This is a genomic window from Acinetobacter sp., assembly GCF_036666595.1.
Classification (GTDB): domain Bacteria; phylum Pseudomonadota; class Gammaproteobacteria; order Pseudomonadales; family Moraxellaceae; genus Acinetobacter.
In genome coordinates this window covers 78,237-97,079 of sequence record NZ_JAVWVO010000004.1, presented here as the reverse complement: position 1 = coordinate 97,079, position 18,843 = coordinate 78,237, and the positions used below count along the sequence as shown (strand labels likewise).

17 protein-coding genes are annotated in these 18,843 nt (G+C 41.8%); 6 read left to right on the top strand and 11 right to left on the bottom strand.

What is annotated here, in order from left to right; genetic code table 11:
- Nucleotides 1-105 precede the first annotated feature (105 nt).
- The 6 genes from gmk to bfr all read left to right on the top strand — a co-directional run bounded on the left by gmk (nt 106) and on the right by bfr (nt 4,932).
- On the top strand, nt 106-729 hold the full coding sequence (gene gmk, locus RR876_RS07380) for a guanylate kinase (protein ID WP_005401338.1): 624 nt from the start codon (nt 106-108) through the stop codon (nt 727-729).
- A gap of 77 nt (nt 730-806) precedes the next feature.
- Nucleotides 807-1,088, top strand: coding sequence for a DNA-directed RNA polymerase subunit omega (gene rpoZ / locus RR876_RS07375; RefSeq protein ID WP_004978050.1), 282 nt, complete (start codon nt 807-809; stop codon nt 1,086-1,088).
- A 222-nt stretch (nt 1,089-1,310) separates the two neighbouring features.
- Entirely contained in the window at nt 1,311-3,410 is a 2,100-nt protein-coding gene (locus RR876_RS07370) for an HD domain-containing protein (protein ID WP_184117986.1), read from the top strand.
- Between the two features lie 69 nt (nt 3,411-3,479).
- Nucleotides 3,480-3,863 (top strand): RidA family protein, encoded by a 384-nt coding sequence (locus tag RR876_RS07365; RefSeq protein ID WP_004691470.1) that lies wholly within the window; start codon nt 3,480-3,482, stop codon nt 3,861-3,863.
- Nucleotides 3,864-4,017: 154 nt separating this feature from the next.
- Nucleotides 4,018-4,212, top strand: a complete 195-nt coding sequence (locus RR876_RS07360) for a bacterioferritin-associated ferredoxin (protein ID WP_010327639.1) — start codon at nt 4,018-4,020, stop codon at nt 4,210-4,212.
- A 255-nt stretch (nt 4,213-4,467) separates the two neighbouring features.
- Nucleotides 4,468-4,932, top strand: coding sequence for a bacterioferritin (bfr, locus tag RR876_RS07355; RefSeq protein ID WP_332476399.1), 465 nt, complete (start codon nt 4,468-4,470; stop codon nt 4,930-4,932).
- 392 nt (nt 4,933-5,324) lie between these two features.
- On the opposite strand, the gene RR876_RS07350 is transcribed toward bfr, so the two are convergent.
- The 11 genes from RR876_RS07350 to aroB form a co-directional block, all read right to left on the bottom strand.
- Nucleotides 5,325-5,408, bottom strand: a complete 84-nt coding sequence (locus RR876_RS07350) for a prepilin-type N-terminal cleavage/methylation domain-containing protein (protein WP_332476483.1) — start codon at nt 5,406-5,408, stop codon at nt 5,325-5,327.
- 80 nt (nt 5,409-5,488) lie between these two features.
- Nucleotides 5,489-6,202: a TfpX/TfpZ family type IV pilin accessory protein gene (gene tfpZ, locus RR876_RS07345; RefSeq protein WP_332476398.1), complete on the bottom strand. Its 714-nt coding sequence runs from the start codon at nt 6,200-6,202 to the stop codon at nt 5,489-5,491.
- A gap of 90 nt (nt 6,203-6,292) precedes the next feature.
- Nucleotides 6,293-6,772 (bottom strand): pilin, encoded by a 480-nt coding sequence (locus tag RR876_RS07340; protein WP_332476397.1) that lies wholly within the window; start codon nt 6,770-6,772, stop codon nt 6,293-6,295.
- Between the two features lie 194 nt (nt 6,773-6,966).
- Nucleotides 6,967-7,527 carry a TPM domain-containing protein gene (locus RR876_RS07335; protein ID WP_332476396.1) on the bottom strand — a complete coding sequence of 187 codons (561 nt, stop codon included), beginning with the start codon at nt 7,525-7,527 and terminating at the stop codon, nt 6,967-6,969.
- On the bottom strand, nt 7,521-8,594 hold the full coding sequence (locus tag RR876_RS07330; RefSeq protein ID WP_332476395.1) for a TPM domain-containing protein: 1,074 nt from the start codon (nt 8,592-8,594) through the stop codon (nt 7,521-7,523). Before RR876_RS07330 ends, RR876_RS07335 begins: the two co-directional genes overlap by 7 nt.
- Nucleotides 8,595-8,631: 37 nt before the next feature.
- Nucleotides 8,632-9,222: a LemA family protein gene (locus tag RR876_RS07325; protein WP_094148562.1), complete on the bottom strand. Its 591-nt coding sequence runs from the start codon at nt 9,220-9,222 to the stop codon at nt 8,632-8,634.
- A gap of 143 nt (nt 9,223-9,365) precedes the next feature.
- On the bottom strand, nt 9,366-10,250 hold the full coding sequence (locus RR876_RS07320; protein ID WP_332476394.1) for a metal-dependent hydrolase: 885 nt from the start codon (nt 10,248-10,250) through the stop codon (nt 9,366-9,368).
- Between the two features lie 223 nt (nt 10,251-10,473).
- The gene (locus RR876_RS07315; protein ID WP_332476393.1) at nt 10,474-11,895 is read right to left on the bottom strand and encodes an FAD-dependent oxidoreductase; all 1,422 of its coding nucleotides are present in this window, start codon (nt 11,893-11,895) and stop codon (nt 10,474-10,476) included.
- A 72-nt stretch (nt 11,896-11,967) separates the two neighbouring features.
- Nucleotides 11,968-16,443 (bottom strand): glutamate synthase large subunit, encoded by a 4,476-nt coding sequence (gene gltB / locus RR876_RS07310; RefSeq protein WP_332476392.1) that lies wholly within the window; start codon nt 16,441-16,443, stop codon nt 11,968-11,970.
- A gap of 447 nt (nt 16,444-16,890) precedes the next feature.
- The gene (locus RR876_RS07305) at nt 16,891-17,730 is read right to left on the bottom strand and encodes a hypothetical protein (protein ID WP_332476391.1); all 840 of its coding nucleotides are present in this window, start codon (nt 17,728-17,730) and stop codon (nt 16,891-16,893) included.
- A 7-nt stretch (nt 17,731-17,737) separates the two neighbouring features.
- Nucleotides 17,738-18,823, bottom strand: coding sequence for a 3-dehydroquinate synthase (gene aroB / locus RR876_RS07300; RefSeq protein ID WP_332476390.1), 1,086 nt, complete (start codon nt 18,821-18,823; stop codon nt 17,738-17,740).
- Nucleotides 18,824-18,843: the final 20 nt, after the last annotated feature.

The window sequence follows — 18,843 nt, the reverse complement described above, 5'->3', positions numbered from 1 at the left end:
GGAAACTAATAAAATAAATACAAACAAAGTGACGCCTTGCTATTTCGTTTAAACCTTGTCTGCTCTAAAATAGAGAAGATATTTTATCATATCAGGAAAAATATCATGTCGGGTCTCTTGTTTGTCGTTTCTGCAGCTTCAGGAACAGGCAAAACATCCCTCGTAAAAGCCCTCCTCGATCGTGTAACGAATCTTCACGTTTCTGTTTCTCATACTACACGTGGGCAACGTCCCGGCGAACTTGATGGTGTACATTACCATTTTACCGAAAAAGACTCATTTTTAGCCTTGGTTGAACAAGGTGGTTTTATTGAATACGCCGAAGTCTTTGGTAATTACTACGGTACAGCTCAAGCTACAGTAAAAGAACAACTGGCGAAAGGTCATGATGTCCTACTGGAAATTGACTGGCAAGGCGCACAGCAAGTTCGTAAGCTTTTTCCTGACTCTAAACAAATTTTCATTTTACCACCAAGCCAGTTTGATCTACGTCAACGTCTGTCTAACCGTGGCACAGACTCGGTTGAAGTGATTGAGCGTCGTTTAGGCTGTGCAGTTGAAGACATGCAACAATATGTTAACTTCGACTATGTAATTATTAATGATGACTTTAATAAAGCTTTGCACGATCTTGAGTCTGTGATTATTGCCAATCGTTTAGTCATTACACAGCAAGCGAGTCGTCATCAGAAAATGATTTCTGAGCTGATCACCCCTGTTGAAAAGTGATTAAAACTTGAGTCTACAGACAAAGCACCTTATACTGCACAGTCTGTTTAATTTTAGCCTTTGTAACGAGAACTCTTATGGCACGCGTAACCGTTGAAGATTGTTTAGACCATGTAGACAACCGCTTTGAGCTTGTACTAGTGGCAAGCAAACGCGCGCGTCAATTGGCACGTCAAGGCATTGAACCTACTGTTGAGTGGGACAATGACAAACCGACTGTTGTTGCATTACGTGAAATCGCAATCGGTCATGTTTCTAAAGATATTTTGAAACAACGTGAGCAAGACTACCAAACTTCGAGTCTTGATCTTGCACTTTCTGCAAACAATTTGAATTTAGATGGTTTTTCTTTCCAATAAGAAAAATTTATCGCTTAAAAGCCTAGTTTTTAACTAGGCTTTTTTATTGGATAACTTTTATATTTTTGCAATACACGTTATAACTAGAAGATAGGATTCATCGTGGTTTAGGTGTATCTTTTTGCTTTTCTCTCAATGAAAAATTTGACAACTCATGCAATATGTTTTTCATTAGAGGATCAGTAAAATTTTCTTGTAATTGCTACGTCTTAAAGGTGTTTTATGCCAGGCCCAATGGTCAGCCAAGCTAAACAACAGCTCAAAACTATTATCGATGCTTACTTAACTGAAAGCGACGTCGAGCGAGTGCTTGCGGCCTGTGATTATGCGGATATTGCCCATGATGGTATTACCCGTAAAAGTGGCGAACCCTATATTTTGCACCCCATTGCGGTGAGTTGTATTTTAGCGCATATGCGTCTAGATGCCGAAACCCTGATGGCGGCACTTTTACATGATGTCATTGAAGACACAGACTTTAGCAAAGAAGATATTGCAGAAAAATTTGGCAAAACCGTCGCCGAACTGGTCGATGGCGTCACCAAACTCAGCCAATCCAGCGATAAAGAATATAACAAAGCCGCTTCTTTCCGAAAAATTCTGCAAGCCACACTACAAGACCCACGTGTCATTATTATTAAACTGGCTGACCGCTATCACAACATGACCACCTTGGATGCACTACGCCCCGATAAGCGTGCGCGTATTGCCCAAGAAACCTTTGATATTTTTGTCCCAATGGCACGTATTGTTGGCATGAATGAGATGGGCGATAACCTCGAACATCTGTGTTATCAAAACCTTGATCTCGACATGTATAACAATGTCCAAGAAGCCCTCCTGCAAACCAAACCCAAACGCTGTGAATATCAAAGCAAATGGGAAAATAATCTTACTGAGCTATTAAAAACCCATCAAATTTCAGGTCGAATTAAAAAGAAAAATAATAATATCGAACTGTTACGACACTTTGTAAAAAATGACATTGATCTACATGAACTTACGCATAGTCACGCCTTTGAAATTATTCTAAACAGCATTGCTGACTGTGACCGCTTAGCCGATGTGTTGCGAGAGAGTTTTCAAGTTTTACATTTTGCAGACCATATTCGTAAACCACTCCCAGGTGGTAACCAATCGCTGCTACTGCGTTTAAAAGGTGAAAATACAACCTTATCAGTAACTATTCAAACCGAACTGATGCGTAAAGCTGCGCGTTTTGGTGTGGTACTGGGCGACAGTGCTCCGCAAGCTTGCCGCTCTGCGATTCAAGCCTCGATGCAGAACTTGAATGTCTTGATCGATGGTGCCTGTGCTAAAACCACTTTTAGTGAATTACTCGATTATTTACACCAAGAGAAAATTTGGGTGTATACCCCACAAGGTCATCTACACGAATTACCACAAGGGGCAACGGTAGTCGATTTTGCCTACTCTGCCAGCTTATTTTTAGGGAACCATGCGGTAGGTGCGAAAATCAATGGGGAAACTAAACCACTTTCTACGCCATTGCACAGTGGTCAGGTGATTGAAATTATTACTGATGTCTTGGCCACCCCAAACCCGGATTGGCTCAGCTTCGTCAATACGCAAAAAGCCCGTCGTGCCTTACAAAATATACTGCGTGAGCAAGATATCGAAGAACAACGCCTCGTTGGACAGCAAGCTTTAAATCGCGCTTTAAAGCTATTTAATGTATCCATTAAAGATTTAACCGAATCAGATTGGTTAGAACTTTTACAATGGCGACATATCGAAAATAAAGATCAATTATTTGAGCAAATTGCCGTGGGCGATTTACTGCCGCAATTGGTCGCGAATCATTTGTTTGCGCATGACCAAAGTGCACAAGAATCTGACCGACTCATTCAAGGTACTGAAGGAGTCGATGTCAAATACGCACATTGCTGTAACCCCGTGTTGGGTGATCCAATTCAAGGACATTTATCACGCCGCGGTCTGATTGTGCATCGTGCGCGTTGTCACAATCTGCTGCATGAACAACATCTGCATCCTGAAAACATCATGCCCCTGCAATGGACTAATGAAAACGAAGAAGAAATTAGTTTCACTGCATATTTATTGATTAACATGGCCATGGATGACGAACAAATTTCCGACCTGATTTATCAATGTCGTAAAGAAAAAATCGGGGTCGAAATGGTGCGTAATCAAGACGATAAGACTTATGTCAATGTTGTGGTACACAACCGTAAGCAAATTGCAAAAATCATTCGCGATCTACGCATGCATTTTGGCTTCCCGCGTATCAGTCGACTAGCTCAACCAGTGAGCATTACGGAAACATCGATTGCGAGTTAATTGTTTAAATCAGCACCTTTTAATACCAATCTAGGCTATGATTGATGGTGAATATAATAGGAGAACACGATGTCCCGCCAAGTAATTCATACTGAAAATGCCCCTGCTGCGATCGGCACTTATTCGCAAGCAATCTTAGTCGGCAATACACTTTACCTTTCTGGTCAGATCGGTTTAGACCCATACAGTATGGAATTGGTTGAAGGCATTGAAGCACAAATTCGCCGTGTGTTTGATAATTTAAAAGCCGTCTGCGAAGCTGCTGGTGGAACACTGGCCGATATCGCTAAGCTGAATATTTTCTTAACCGATCTTTCAAACTTCCAGTTGGTCAACCAAATTATGGGTGAATATTTTGCACAACCTTACCCTGCACGCGCAGCGCTCGGTGTGGCAAGCCTACCCAAAAATGCATTGGTGGAAATGGATGGCATTGTGATTATTAATCAATAAGTTATATTTTTTAAGAAAAAGCCACCGATTGAGTGACTTTTTTTTATCCAAAACTCCAATAAAGACAAATGAGATTTCAAATGATTTTTATTGACAAACGATAACAATTATCAATAATATCACTTATCTTATTTCTTTCATGTGGCTTGCTGAAATGTACGTGTGCTTATGCCGTGGTATTACAGATCAAGATATTAAAGATGCTGTTGAAAATGGTGCGGGCAGTTATCGCGAAGTTCGCGAGATGCTAGATCTCGGAACATGCTGTGGTCGCTGTGCACCAGAAGCACGCTCAATCATCAGCGCTGAAGTGTCTGCTATTGCCTCACGCTTAGCCATTGCTGCCTAGGTATTTGATTCGTTTTTTAGAATAACCATAACCATAATTATAAATTTACTCTTTATGAGTAGCTCCTCCCCCGCTTATGACTCTAAGCGGGTTTTCTTTAATTTCTAAAAATAAATTTTTCATCCCGCATGCTTTTGATTGCGATTTTCATTTGCTGTTCTATAAATTACTCGCCAAAAACCACTTTGTTGTTTAAGATATTTCTCATAAGTTATTGATATTATTTTTAAGCCGCAGTTTGAATGGAGCTCTCTCATGAAAGGCAATCGTGATGTAATTAATCAGTTAAATCAGGTGCTTTATCATCATTTAACTGCCATTAACCAAAATTTCCTACACTCTCGTATGTTTAATGACTGGGGGATTGAACAAATCGGTTCCGCTGAATATAAAGAGTCCATCCGTCAAATGAAGCATGCCGACAAAATCATTGAACGTATTCTTTTTTTAGAAGGTCTGCCGAATCTACAACACTTGGGTAAACTTTACATCGGTCAACATACTGTTGAAGTCCTAAACTGTGATGTCCGTAAAACCAAAGAAAACATTGAATCCATTCAAGCCGCTGTTAAGCTTGCCGAAGAACAATTGGACTATGTCACTCGTGACCTCGTGCAAGAAATTTTAGAGAAAGAAGAAGAGTGGTTAGACTGGACGACGACACAGCTCGATTTAATTACAACTGTGGGTGTAGAAAATTATATTCAGAGTCAGATTTAAATTTTTTATTTATGAAAACTCGTAAATGCAGTTTTTACAATTAATTTACAGAGTTATTTTTTAATAGACCTAGATCGTTTATAGCCAACGCCAATTCTAGAAGAAGTACTACATTACCAATCCTTTTGTTTATCTCCAATTAAATTAAGTAAATATATTGCCCATTTAAGTTTGGGCTTATATTTTATAATTCACAACACAAGCCAATGCTTCATTAGCACTTCCTGTACTATCTGGTGATTTAACAATATATACAAATATTTGACCGATTTCTCGCGAAAGTAAAATGTTACTACCAGAAGCTGAGCGCCATTAACAATAAGCTCATTTTATAGCTTAACACCATTTAACTCAGCAATAACCGCTACAATTTGTGATTTTGAAATATAATACTAGAATACAGGAGTCACGATAGCTGCAAGCATTCCAATAATCAATATAACCTTCATTAATTCAACTAATGCATATCCCTTAATTTTTAATTAAGCAAAAACAAACCCAAATGTTCAGCTACTTATATCTTTCGGGAATAAAATATACCTAAATAACACATTTCCTAATACCTTAAATCCACTATAGATATTATTTTAAGATTATCAATATTTAGCAATACAACCATATTTTTTGTTGTAGCCCTTAAAGGAAGCCACCCCTGTACATCAGCATGCTTTAAGAGCAAATTATCAACTTTTTGCTTTTCATTTGTTTTATATAATTCAGAAATTTTATGTATATTTTTTTTAATATTCATAGCCTCTTTGTTAATTAGTATATATTTTTCTGGTTGCTGAATAAATGAAATACTTTTTGCTTTTTCTGCACTTTCATTATTAAACCCTAGAGTTTTAACTGCAGCAATTTCGGGCCCAAACATTGGTATCGTTTGAAAAACAGGCAAAGCATATTTCATATCATCTGTAATAATCTCAACCCTTTGAACTAGATCCATATTACCTTGATTATATACAATCCAAACAGGCCTACCTTCCGACAAATTATAAACACCAACCGAGAATGCTAAAATTTGAAAAAAAATTACTACCATCAAATCAAATTTCAGTGTTTTCTTTTCTGTTTTATACACAATAAAACATAACATTGGGCCAATAATAATATCCACTATCAATAATAATATTATTATATCTATTACCCCCAAAGCCTTAGCTAGCGGATATGGATACCATACATTAAATACCCAAATAAGCAATAAAAAGGCTATAACAATAGAGCACAACAAATGTACTAAAAAAAAATTTAATCGCTTAGACATACTAACCTTAAATATTTTATCACTTAACATTAATGATATTATAAAAAATAAAACCAGCTTAATAGCTGGTTTTATTCTACTAACCCTAAATTATGGGCAAGAAGCTGGACGATACTTTGCTAATACAGTTGTTCCACAAGTCCATGTACCATCTACAGCACGTGTCCAAGTTAACGTATTTTGAGATGCCGTCTGCAAATCACCTGCTGCACCATTACCAAATGTAGCAACAATTGTATTCGCTGCTGCGGTAGACAATGGTGATGTAACCTGAGCTACCCCCGTCCCAGTTGCAACTGCTGCAGAGCCATCTTGTTTAGCACCTGTCTGAAGGTTCGAACCAGTTGCATCTAATTGACATTCACTACCAGCTGCACCAAGTGTTAATTTACCATTCAACAAACAATTGTCTACCGCAGTTTTCATATTACCTGCTTCACCCATGACACGTGTTACTTGCGAGCGAGCAATATAATTCTGATACTGAGGAATCGCAATCGCAGCAAGGATACCGATAATCGCAACGACAATCATTAATTCAATAAGAGTGAAACCCTTTTGAGCGTTCATAACATTCTCCACAAATGTTTTGTTAATTTTTTATAAGCTTTTTAAGCTACTTTGTAATTAGCATGTATTATGCCAACTTTTATTATATTTATTTTCAAATAAAAAACAGCACTTTATTTCACTATTTAAAAATTTATTTTTGAGCATTGTATTTTTATGTAAAAAAATGACAAATATTGTCAGTTTACCTCTTTCTAGTTCAACATAATTGGAGAATTGCTCAATTCATCAGCTTTATCTTCTATTTTATTGGCATAAAATTGATCCAAAATAGTCCCGATTTGTGTAACACCGTCGGTTAAAGCCAGCCGATACTCTCGCTGTGCCATTTTTTCAATAATGCTCTGACAGACCTCATTCCATACCTGCTGTGTGGTGGCTTGCTGTATCCCACGGTCAATGACAATCTCGACTTTGCGTTCACACAAATTTAAGTAAAGCAAAATCCCACTATTCAACTCTGTATCCCAGACACCCAGCTCAGCGAAAAGCTGTTTTGCACGTCCACGCGTATCTAAATAATAGGCTTCTCGTCCAGGCATATGCCCTTCGATTACTACCTGAATTTCCCCAATGTGCCCATGTTCAGCAGCAGCTACCGCTTGCGCAATCGCATGCTGATCTTGCTGATTAAAAAAGCGTTTACTCGCTGGCATATGTAATAAATGCTTTAGCCAACGTTTAAAACTAGGATGTACGACTTCATCTAGCTTTGGTTTAGTGACTATGTCCGTCGTTTCAGTTGTTGTTACCATGACCCTGATGCTCCTCCACCGCCGAAGCCGCCGCCCCCGCCACTATATCCACCTCCACCAAAACCTCCGCCGCCACGCCCCCCGCGCCCACCTCCACCGCCAGAAGAGAGAAAGAGCTGAAATATCATTTGGGCTAAGGTCGTGATGAGTAAAAGGAAAATCCCACCACCAATCAGCAAACTGGTGACTAAACCAGCTCCATTGACCAAGCCTGCCACGGTTCCTGCAATTGCAGCCGTCGAGGCACTTAAACGCTTCCCCACCACAAATGAGCCAATTGCGCCAGCAATTAAGATAAATAAAGCAGTACTAAACGTTTTACTTTTAGCTTCCTGCTCTCGAATAGCTTGGTCTTGGCGTTCTTGTAGTTCTTGCGCCGCTTGGGCTGCAACTTCAGGATCAAGATTTAAAATCCGTTCAATTTCAGAAAGCCCCGCATTGATCCCTTGAGCATACTGAGCTTGCTTAAAATACGGTGTGATTTGTTGGTTAATAATGCGATTCGCAATAATGTCAGGAATGACTCCTTCCAAACCATAACCCGTAAGAATCTGCATACGCCGGTCATTAACGGCAATTGCTATCAGTAAACCGTTGTCCTGCTTTGCTGAACCGAGCTGCCATTGGTCTGCAATACGCATGGCAAAACCAAAAATATCCTCTTGACCTGTGGTCGGGACAATCACCATGCCTATTTGGGCTTTTCCTGTGTCATGCAAGGCACGGATTTTTTGGCCAATGGCTTGCTTATCTTCAGCACTTAAAATATGTGCTTGATCGATCACTGGTTCATTTAAGGTTGGTAACACCCGTATAGATTCACCTTCTGCCATATCATTAGCAATAGGTGGTTGTGGCACGATATCAGTATTCGTCGAGCTTACATTATTGGAACTCTCCGCTTGCTGACCTTGAATAATTTTTCCAGCGATAACTGTTTCAGCAGCATCATCTGTTGCTGTAGCAACCTCTGCCCATGTTAACGAACTTAGACACAGCAGTCCTGATAAAATGAATGCAACCACCCATTTATACGAAAACCGTAAGAACTGCTGCTGTACTATCATTCATTCACCCTATGGTTGCGATTACTGTAAGTCACAGCTAGTTAAATGACACCGTTGGTGCTTTTTGCGCGCTTTGCTCTGCACTAAAGTTTGGTTTGGTGTCCATCCCAATCACCTTCGCAGTCATGACTTGTGGGAACTGACGTGCATAGGAATTAAAGTCTTGTACAGTGCTAATGTAGCGATTACGCGCCACAGCAATGCGGTTTTCGGTACCTTCGAGCTGAACCTGCAAATCACGGAATTGTTCATTGGCTTTTAAGTCTGGATAGTTTTCTGAGACCGCAATTAAACGTGACAATGCACCTGTCATTTGCGCCTGCGCTTCTTGATATTTTTGGAATAATGCAGGGTCTTCTAATACTTCTTTATCGACTTTTAAACCCGCGACATTGGCACGTGCCTGTGTAACTTCGGTTAGGACTTGCTCTTCATGTTTAGCATATCCTTTCACTACATTAACCAAGTTCGGCACCAAATCTGCGCGGCGCTGATATTGGTTTTGTACTTCCGACCACGCAGCTGTAACTGCCTCATCTTTGACCTGTAAGGTATTATAACCACAGCCCGATAGCGTTAACGTGCTCGCAAGGGCAACAACGACAGCAGTTTTTTTCATAAAATTCATTCAGCTATCCTCTTTCTTTTGTATTTATTGCAATAACTTGATTGTAAACACATTTGATTATCCTTTTGTTGCTTTTAGTTAAAGCATCTAAAAGTGAAAAAACCGAGTGATTTTGACTCGGTTTTGATTATTCATTTTTATACTTAAACTACCACAACCGCATGCAATTCCTGCTGAAAACCGTCTAGTTGATAGTCTTCTGCCAAACGGGTTTTCCAATATTTCAGCAGTTGGCTGTAATCAATATCTGAGGGATGAAAGTTGCTTTTGTAATAGGACAGATATTCAGGCAGCAATTGCACAAACATCTTCGCCACTAAATACAATCCAAAAAGATTCCCGCCCAATTTCGGTATACTCTTCTTACGGTCTTGTAAAAATAAACGGCTGGCCGAATAAAAAGTTAAACTGGCGAAACCTGTTGTTACACTGCGCATGATTAAACGACGAATCTTGTCATCACCATAGACAGCTTGATAAACATCAAACGCAACCGCGCGATGCTCAATTTCTTCAATGGCATGCCAGACCCAGAGTTTCACTGCATCATCATCCAAGGTGCTCAGCACCTCAGGATGTCTTAAGATATAGCCGCCTAGAAGTGCCGTAAAATGCTCAAAAGCACAGGTGATTGCGAGCTGAATTTTAGGATGCAGGTTTTTCACATAATCATCTTTACGCGCCAACCACGCCTGAAAACGGTCGAGATTATAATCATCACGGCGCCATGCAGCATTAAAGGCCGTGTGTGCTTGAGAATGCATCGCCTCTTGACCAATAAATGCCGCAATCTGCGCTTGCAGATTTTCATCCTTCACTTGGTCACGTACATTGCGCACGCTATGCACAAAAAACTGTTCACCGATGGGAAAAGTCGAAGACAATGCCGTTAGCAAATGCGACATGACTGGTGAATTGGCAAAATAATGCCGGCGAATGGCTTTAGGGTTGAATTGCAAACGTCGAATTGTAATACCCTGAGCTTTTGGACGATATTGATATAATTTTTCTGTCGTCACTTGAGTCATGTCCATTTCCTAACATCTAACCGAGCGATCTTCAGTATCTAAATTTAGAGGCCGTTCACATATGGCAAAAATGCTTAGTACGTTTGCAAATTCGTCCATTTTTATCTGACTCACCACCTGATCTCTTTCGATTTATCCCGAACCACCCCTTTCATATCATTTCAGGCAAATAGTGATCATAAAAAAACCCGCCGGAGCGGGTTTTTGTGTTGAACGATTCAGATTAAATGTCTAAATAATCCAAAATACCTTCAGCTGCTTGACGGCCTTCCCAAATCGCTGTGACAACAAGGTCTGAACCACGAACCATATCACCACCCGCAAAGATTTTCGGGTTTGAGGTTTGGAATTTATAGGTTTGCTGTTCAGCCGCAACCACACGACCTGAACCATCAAGGTTAATATTCACATTTGTAAACCACTCCGCAGGGCTGGTACGGAAACCAAAAGCCAATAACACCGCATCTGCAGGTAAAATTTCTTCTGAACCTGGAATTGGTTCTGGACTGCGACGACCACGGCTATCAGGCTCGCCAAGTTGAGTCGTAACCACTTTCACGCCCGTGACTTTGCCATTTTCACCGACGATTTCAATCGGTTGACGGTTAAACAAGAAGTTCACACCTTCTTCTTTGGCATTTTGCACTTCACGACGTGAACCCGGCATGTTTTCTTCGTCACGACGGTATGCACAGCTCACTACTTCTGCACCCTGACGAATCGAAGTACGGTTACAGTCCATTGCAGTGTCACCACCGCCAAGAACAATCACCTTTTTGCCTTCAACACTGATGTACTCACTTGGGTCTTTTTCCCAGCCTTGAGTACGATTAACATTGGCAATCAAGAAATCCAAGGCATCATAAACACCATTAAGGTCTTCACCTGCGAAGCCACCTTTCATGTAGGTATAAGTACCCATACCCATGAACACCGCATCATATTCAGTAAGCAGTTGATCGATGGTGACATCTGTACCAATTTCAGTATTTAAACGGAACTCCACGCCCATGCCCGTGAAGATTTCACGGCGACGCTTCATTACATCTTTTTCCATTTTAAATTCTGGAATACCAAAGGTCAGTAGACCACCAATTTCAGGGCGTTTGTCGAATACAACAGGTTTCACCCCACCACGTACCAAAATATCAGCACAGCCTAGACCCGCAGGGCCCGCACCAATAATCGCGACTTTTTTATCTGTCCACTTTACTGAAGACATATCTGGACGCCAGCCCAGTGCAAACGCGGTGTCATTGATGTATTTTTCAGCATTACCAATCGTTACTGCACCAAAACCATCGTTTAAAGTACAAGCCCCTTCACATAAACGGTCTTGTGGACAAACACGACCACATACTTCTGGCAGTGTGTTGGTTTGGTGACACAGCTCTGCTGCTTGGAAAATACGGCCTTCAGCAATCAACTTTAACCAGTTTGGAATATAGTTATGTACTGGACATTTCCATTCACAATATGGGTTACCACACTCTAAACAGCGGTGGGTCTGATTTGCTGCCACTTCCGCTGTAAAAGGTTTATAAATTTCCACAAACTCTGCTTTGCGGACATGAATCTCTTTTTTCTCTGGATCTTGGCGTGCTACATCCAGAAATTGAAAGTCATTGTTTAGGCGCTCTGCCATGTCTCTCTCCGTGGGTAGGTGCAGCCCGTTTATCTATCGTCTGCACCTGCCTATGTATCAGCAGTAGTGGAATTATTGTGGATCAGCTTGAGTGGTTTTCAACAAGGTCTGTAAATTGGCTGCTTTCGGTTTTACCAACCAGAATTTACGACTGTAGAAGTCAAACTCATTACGGATCTTGTATGCCCAAGCACTACCAGTTTCTGCAATGTGTTCATCCAAGATTCGGCTTAAGAACTCTTTATGTTCTTCCATCGATTCAGTTGAAATACGATTCAGCTCAATCAGTTCGTGGTTGTAATGATCAACGAAGTCATTATCCAAATCAAGAACGTAGGCGAAACCACCTGTCATCCCTGCACCGAAGTTATGACCCACTTTACCCAGCACAGTCACAATACCACCCGTCATATATTCACAGCAGTGATCGCCCGCACCTTCAATTACAGCGAAAGCACCCGAGTTACGTACTGCAAAGCGCTCACCTGCTGTACCTGCCGCGAACAATTTACCGCCCGTTGCACCGTATAAACAAGTGTTACCAATAATCGCAGTTTCTTGGGTTTGGAAAGGCGAACCTTTTGGAGGGAAGATCGATACGCGACCACCCGCCATACCTTTACCCACGTAGTCGTTCGCATCACCTTCAAGTTTAATATGAAGACCACCTGCGTTCCATACACCGAGGGATTGACCCGCAGTACCCACCAAGTTCATCTTCACTGGATGTGCTTCCATGCTGAGGTTGCCATAACGACGCGCAATCTCACCTGAAATACGTGCACCAATTGAACGGTCACAGTTACCAATAGTGAAGTGATATTCACCTGTGGTCCCAGCTTCAATTGCTGGTAGCATTTCAGCCACCATTTTCTCAGCAAGCAAGCCTTTATCAAACGGTGCGTTACCTTCAACTTCACAGTACTGTGCCTTACCTTGCGCAGAAGGATGTGACTCCAGTAATGCACTCAAATCAAGGTGCGCATGTTTCTCCGTTTCACCTGGAAGCATTTCAAGCAAATCTGTACGACCAATCAAGTCTTTTAAGCTCGAAACACCCAACGCTGCCAACCACTCACGTGTTTCTTCAGCAATGAAGGTGAAGAAATTGATGAGCATTTGTGGCTCGCCAATATAATGTTCTTGGCGTAAATGATCTTGTTGCGTTGCTACACCCGTTGCACAGTTATTCAGGTGACAAATACGCAGGTATTTACAACCCAAAGCAATCATTGGTGTCGAACCAAAGCCAAAGCTTTCCGCACCTAAAATGGCTGCTTTCACCACATCTAGACCTGTTTTCAAACCGCCGTCGGTTTGAACACGAACTTTACCGCGCAGGTCATTGACACGAAGTGCTTGATGCGCTTCAGAAAGACCCAACTCCCACGGTGAACCTGCGTGGTGAATTGAAGACAATGGAGAGGCTGCTGTACCACCGTCATAACCTGAAATGGTAATGAAGTCGGCATAGGCTTTTGCCACACCTGCAGCAATGGTACCTACACCCGGCTCAGACACCAGTTTCACTGAGACCATCGCTTGAGGATTGACTTGTTTTAAGTCAAAGATCAGTTGTGATAAATCTTCAATCGAGTAAATGTCATGGTGTGGCGGTGGTGAAATTAAAGTCACGCCCGGTACTGAGTAACGTAAACGTGCAATTAAGCCATTCACTTTACCCCCAGGTAATTGACCACCTTCTCCTGGTTTAGCCCCTTGTGCCACTTTAATCTGCAAGACTTCAGCAGAGGTTAAATACGCAGGTGTTACACCAAAACGACCTGATGCAATCTGTTTGATTTTCGAGTTACGAATGGTGCCATAACGCGCTGGATCTTCACCGCCCTCACCCGAGTTTGAACGACCACCAATGGTGTTCATCGCAATGGCAATCGCTTCGTGTGCTTCTGGAGACAATGCCCCCAAAGACATGCCTGCAGAGTCAAAGCGCGGTAAAATCGCTTCTACAGATTCCACTTGATCTAGAGCAATCGAGTTGTCTGTTTTTAACTTTAATAGGTCACGAATCGTTGCTACCGGACGATTATTTACCAGTTCAGCATATTCTTTAAAGTCTGCATATTGACCAGAACGTACTGATTTATGCAAAGCATTGATCACGTCTGGGTTGAATGCATGGTATTCCTTGTCGAAGACAAATTTCAGTAAACCACCTTGATCGATTGGTTTACGTGATTTCCATGCATTTTCAGCCAATTTCTTCTGATCTTTTTCAAGATCGGCAAAGGTTGCCCCTTTAATACGACTTGGCACACCAGTGAAGCATTTTTGAACCACTTCTTCAGACAGACCCACGGCTTCAAACAGTTGGCCGCCACGGTAAGATGCAACCGTAGAGATCCCCATTTTTGAAAGGACTTTCAATAAGCCTTTTTCAATGCCTTTACGGAAATTCACTTGCGCTTGGATTGGATCACCCAGCAATTCACCTTTTGCAATCAAATCATTGATCACGTCATAAGCAAGGTATGGATAAATCGCAGTTGCACCAAAACCGAGAATAACCGCAAATTGGTGCGGATCACGTGCTAAGGCAGTTTCGACAATAATGTTAGCATCGGTACGTAAACCGACATTCATCAGGTAATGATGCACAGCACCCGTTGCCATCAGTGCATTGGCAGGCAAGAAACCTTGACGAATTTTCTTATCAGACAACACCAATAAGGTTTTGCCGTCACGAACTGCCTGCGCTGCTTCTTCACAAATACGCGCAATTGCAGTTTCTAGACCTTCATCTTCCGCATAATTTAAATCGATATCTGCAATTTCATAACCCTTACGACCCAACGTACGGATTTGATGCATTTTCGAATTTGACAACACTGGGCTTGAAATGATCAAACGATCTGCATGTTCAGGGCTTTGTTCAAAAACGTTTTGCTCACGACCTAAACACGTTTCCAATGACATCACAATCGATTCACGTAATGGGTCGATTGGTGGGTTAGTGACCTGAGCAAACTGTTGACGGAAGTAGTCCGACACATGACGTACTTGGCGAGACAAAACTGCCATTGGCGTATCATCACCCATTGAACCCACTGCTTCCTGACCACTTTCAGCGATTGGACGAAGCAATTGGTCACGCTCTTCAAAGGTCACCATAAACATTTTTTGTGATGCTTTAAGGTCGTCGCCTTTTAAGCCCTGATCACATAAATATTCTTCAAGCTCTGGACTACCTTGTACACGAACCGAGTTTTCACGTAACCATTCACGATAAGGACGCATTTTTTTCAAATGCGTGCTGACATCTTTAGTGTCGAGCATTTTACCTGTAAAGGTATCGATCACTAGGATTTGACCTGGACCAACACGACCTTTAGAAATCACATCTTCAGGCTCGTAGCCCCATACACCAATTTCAGACGCCAGTGTGATGTAACCATTTTTGGTAATCACCCAACGTGCTGGACGTAAACCATTACGGTCCAACATACAAATCGCATGACGACCATCTTGAATCACGAGACCTGCAGGACCATCCCACGCTTCCATATGCTTCGAGTTAAACTCATAGAATGCGCGTAAATCGGCATCTAAAGTTTCCACGTTCTGCCATGCTGGCGGAACCAACATACGCAATGCACGGAACAAGTCCATACCGCCGCCCACAAGAATTTCAAGCATGTTATCTAAGCTTGAAGAATCCGAGCCAGTACGGTTCACGATTGGATTGAGCTCAGTTAAACCAGGCAATAATGGGTTTTCAAACTTTGGCGTACGCGCCATAGCCCAGTTACGGTTCGCAGTAATGGTATTAATTTCACCATTGTGTGCAAGATAACGGAATGGCTGAGCCAAAGGCCAACGCGGCAAAGTATTGGTCGAGAAACGTTGGTGGAACACCACAATATGTGACTCAAGACGTGGATCTGCCAAGTCTGTATAAAAATCAGCAATCGCTTCAGGCATCATCAAGCCTTTATAGCTAATCACTGTTGAACATAATGTGGTTACATAAAATGATGAGTCATTGCTAAGCTGCTGTTCTGCACGGCGGCGTGCCAAGAAAAGTTTACGGTTAAACTCAACCTCAGACACACCCATTGGGCAGTTTACAATAATTTGTTCAAATGCAGGAAGTGACTGCATCGCAATCGAACCCAAAGCATCGTTATTGGTCGGAATCACACGCCACGCCAATACTCGACAACCTTCAGATTCAATTTCTTTACTTAGAATTTGTTTTGCATGTGCTGCAATTGCTGGATCGAGGCTTAAAAACACCGTGCCGACAGCAAAAACTTCACTGAGTGTAATATCACTGAGTTTTTTCGCTTCTTCGCGGAAAAACTGTTTTGGCATTGCTAAGAGTAAACCGCAACCATCCCCTGTCTTACCATCTGCTGCAATACCACCGCGGTGGGTCATACAGCTCAGACTGTGCATAGCAGTCTTGACAAGATCATGGCTTGCATCACCCTGCATATGGGCGATTAAACCAAAACCACAGTTATCTTTAAACTCATCCGGTTGGTATAAACCTTGAGCGGGAGCTACAGTATTAGGCGATGGCATGTGCATAGCGTACCCTTCTTTCTACAGGCCCTGTCGGGCGTCTAACAATCTAATTACTTCTTGCCGATTCGTTCAATTGACTCATATTCAGATTCTGATTGAAGTACAGCATTTTTTCTTCACACCCAAGATAGACTGATTTTCGTCTTTATGCATGTCTTAATTGAAAAAATGTATGCAGCAGTCACGCACTTTTTTAAGGCACTTGGCCGCTACTATTTCGCTCATAAATCGAATCTTTTTTGCGCCAAAACAGTGACATCAACTCAATTCATGCACCATTAAAGCAAGTTTTGTGCCAATTATTTATTTTGTGTGTTAAGCGCTTTAGTTTTATTAGGTTTGTGCTTTTTACGTAAAAATTCAGTTCGAAGACAATCAATTTATTGCACTATCTTTGTGCATATATGGAATTTACATTTTTTGATGCGCCATAATGAACCAATTTTAATTAAAGGGGTCGGTCACTTCAGGTTCATTTGTTTTATTTTGTGGCGCATTCTCTACAGTCGTTTGTGACTTTTGCACATCAACTACATTTCCATCCGCATCACGACGAGTAACCGTTGTCGATGTTGTAGATTGTTTATTTTGTACAACTGCTGCACGTGCCGCTTGCTGACGTGCCGCAAGCGTAGCTTCATCAATCACGGGGACAGCGGCTGGTTTCAACTGCACAGCATAGAGCTTATTGCTAAGTCCAAGCTCATCAGAACCGAGATCATTGACATATTCAGCATAACTTTCAATTTTTTCAACTTTGGGTTGCACCGACTTCGGCAACGTCAGTTTTAAATCAACCAATGCCTTTTGCGCCTCATTGGCATTTTTATATACGCCATAGATCAGCACATATTGCTCAATTTGGTTTTCACCCGTCAGCCTTAGGTAACTAAAAGCTTGACGATCAGATTGCCTCTGTAAAAAACGCTTAATAATCGCTTCTTCTGAGACTCTAAACAGTTCAATTGTATTGTTCTTTTTATTTTCCTGGATAAATTTGGTACCGCGGAATTCAGCTTCATGCTGTGCAATGGCCACAACACGTGTCGTCATCTCCAAAGGTTTTACTTCATCGAGGAATGAGCCTAAATGGGCGGTTGTTGCGACTTTTTCTGGCTGAATTTGTAACTCAACTTCGGATTCAGCTTTTTTTTCAACTTCAACCACAGCCTCTTGATCTGTAATAGCCCAAAAGACTAAAGCGCCAAACAAGCATGCCCCTCCGAATGCAAGCCAAATATAATTTTGCTTTGTCTGCCACTGGGTTCGAAGGGTTGTTGCCATAATAACGTTATGCCTGCTCTTGGTTGGCTAAAATCGCCTGTTTCATCAATTCTACATCAAATTTTTTGGTAATGATGGCTTGGCCTACCGCTTGCATCAAAACCAAACGCAGTTGCCCGTTCAAGACTTTTTTATCATGAGCCATATATGCCAAAAAGTCATCGAGGGGAATCTGCGGACATACTATCGGTAAATTCGCGCGTTGAATGATATTTTTTGTACGCGCTAAATCTTCTGCACTGATCCATCCCATACGCTGCGATAAATCTGCTGCCATCACCATACCTGTTGCCACAGCTTCGCCATGGAGCCATTCACCATAGCCTAGATAAGATTCAATCGCATGTCCAAAAGTATGCCCAAGATTCAATAACGCACGCTCGCCTTGTTCTTTTTCATCATTGGCAACAATACGTGCTTTATGGGCACAAGAACGATACACAGCTTCAGCCAATGCAGCTTCATCCCCCTGCACCAAATCATCTATATATTGTTCCAACCAAGTGAGAAAGTCAGCATCTCCCAAGAGTGCGTACTTAATCACTTCTGCCAAACCTGCGGATAACTCACGTGGTGGCAGCGTTTTAAGTTGAGACATATCCGCCAAGACCACTTGCGGTTGTTGAAATGCCCCGATCATGTTTTTACCCAGCGGATGATTAATCCCTGTTTTACCACCGACACTCGAATCAACCTGTGAAAGAAGTGTAGTTGGCACCTGAATAAAATAGACTCCGCGCTGGAAGCATGCTGAAGCAAAGCCCGCCATATCCCCAATCACACCACCACCCAAAGCTAAAACTGTACAATCACGGTTGAAGCCTGACGCTAACAATGCATCAAAAATCAGGTTGAGGTGCTCAATGTTCTTATATTTTTCACCATCGGGCAAAATACAGGTTGCAACTGTTTTTCCCAACGCTTCAATTGCTGCCACGTAACGTGCTAAATACAAAGGTGCGACCGTTTCATTACTCACAATCATCACTTGGTGCCCATGAATATATGGCTCAAGTAAAGCTTTCGGATCTAAATCACTACCAATAGAGATCGGGTAACGGCGTTCGCCAAGTTCAACATATAAGGTTTGCATGGATCAAATCACTTCAAAAC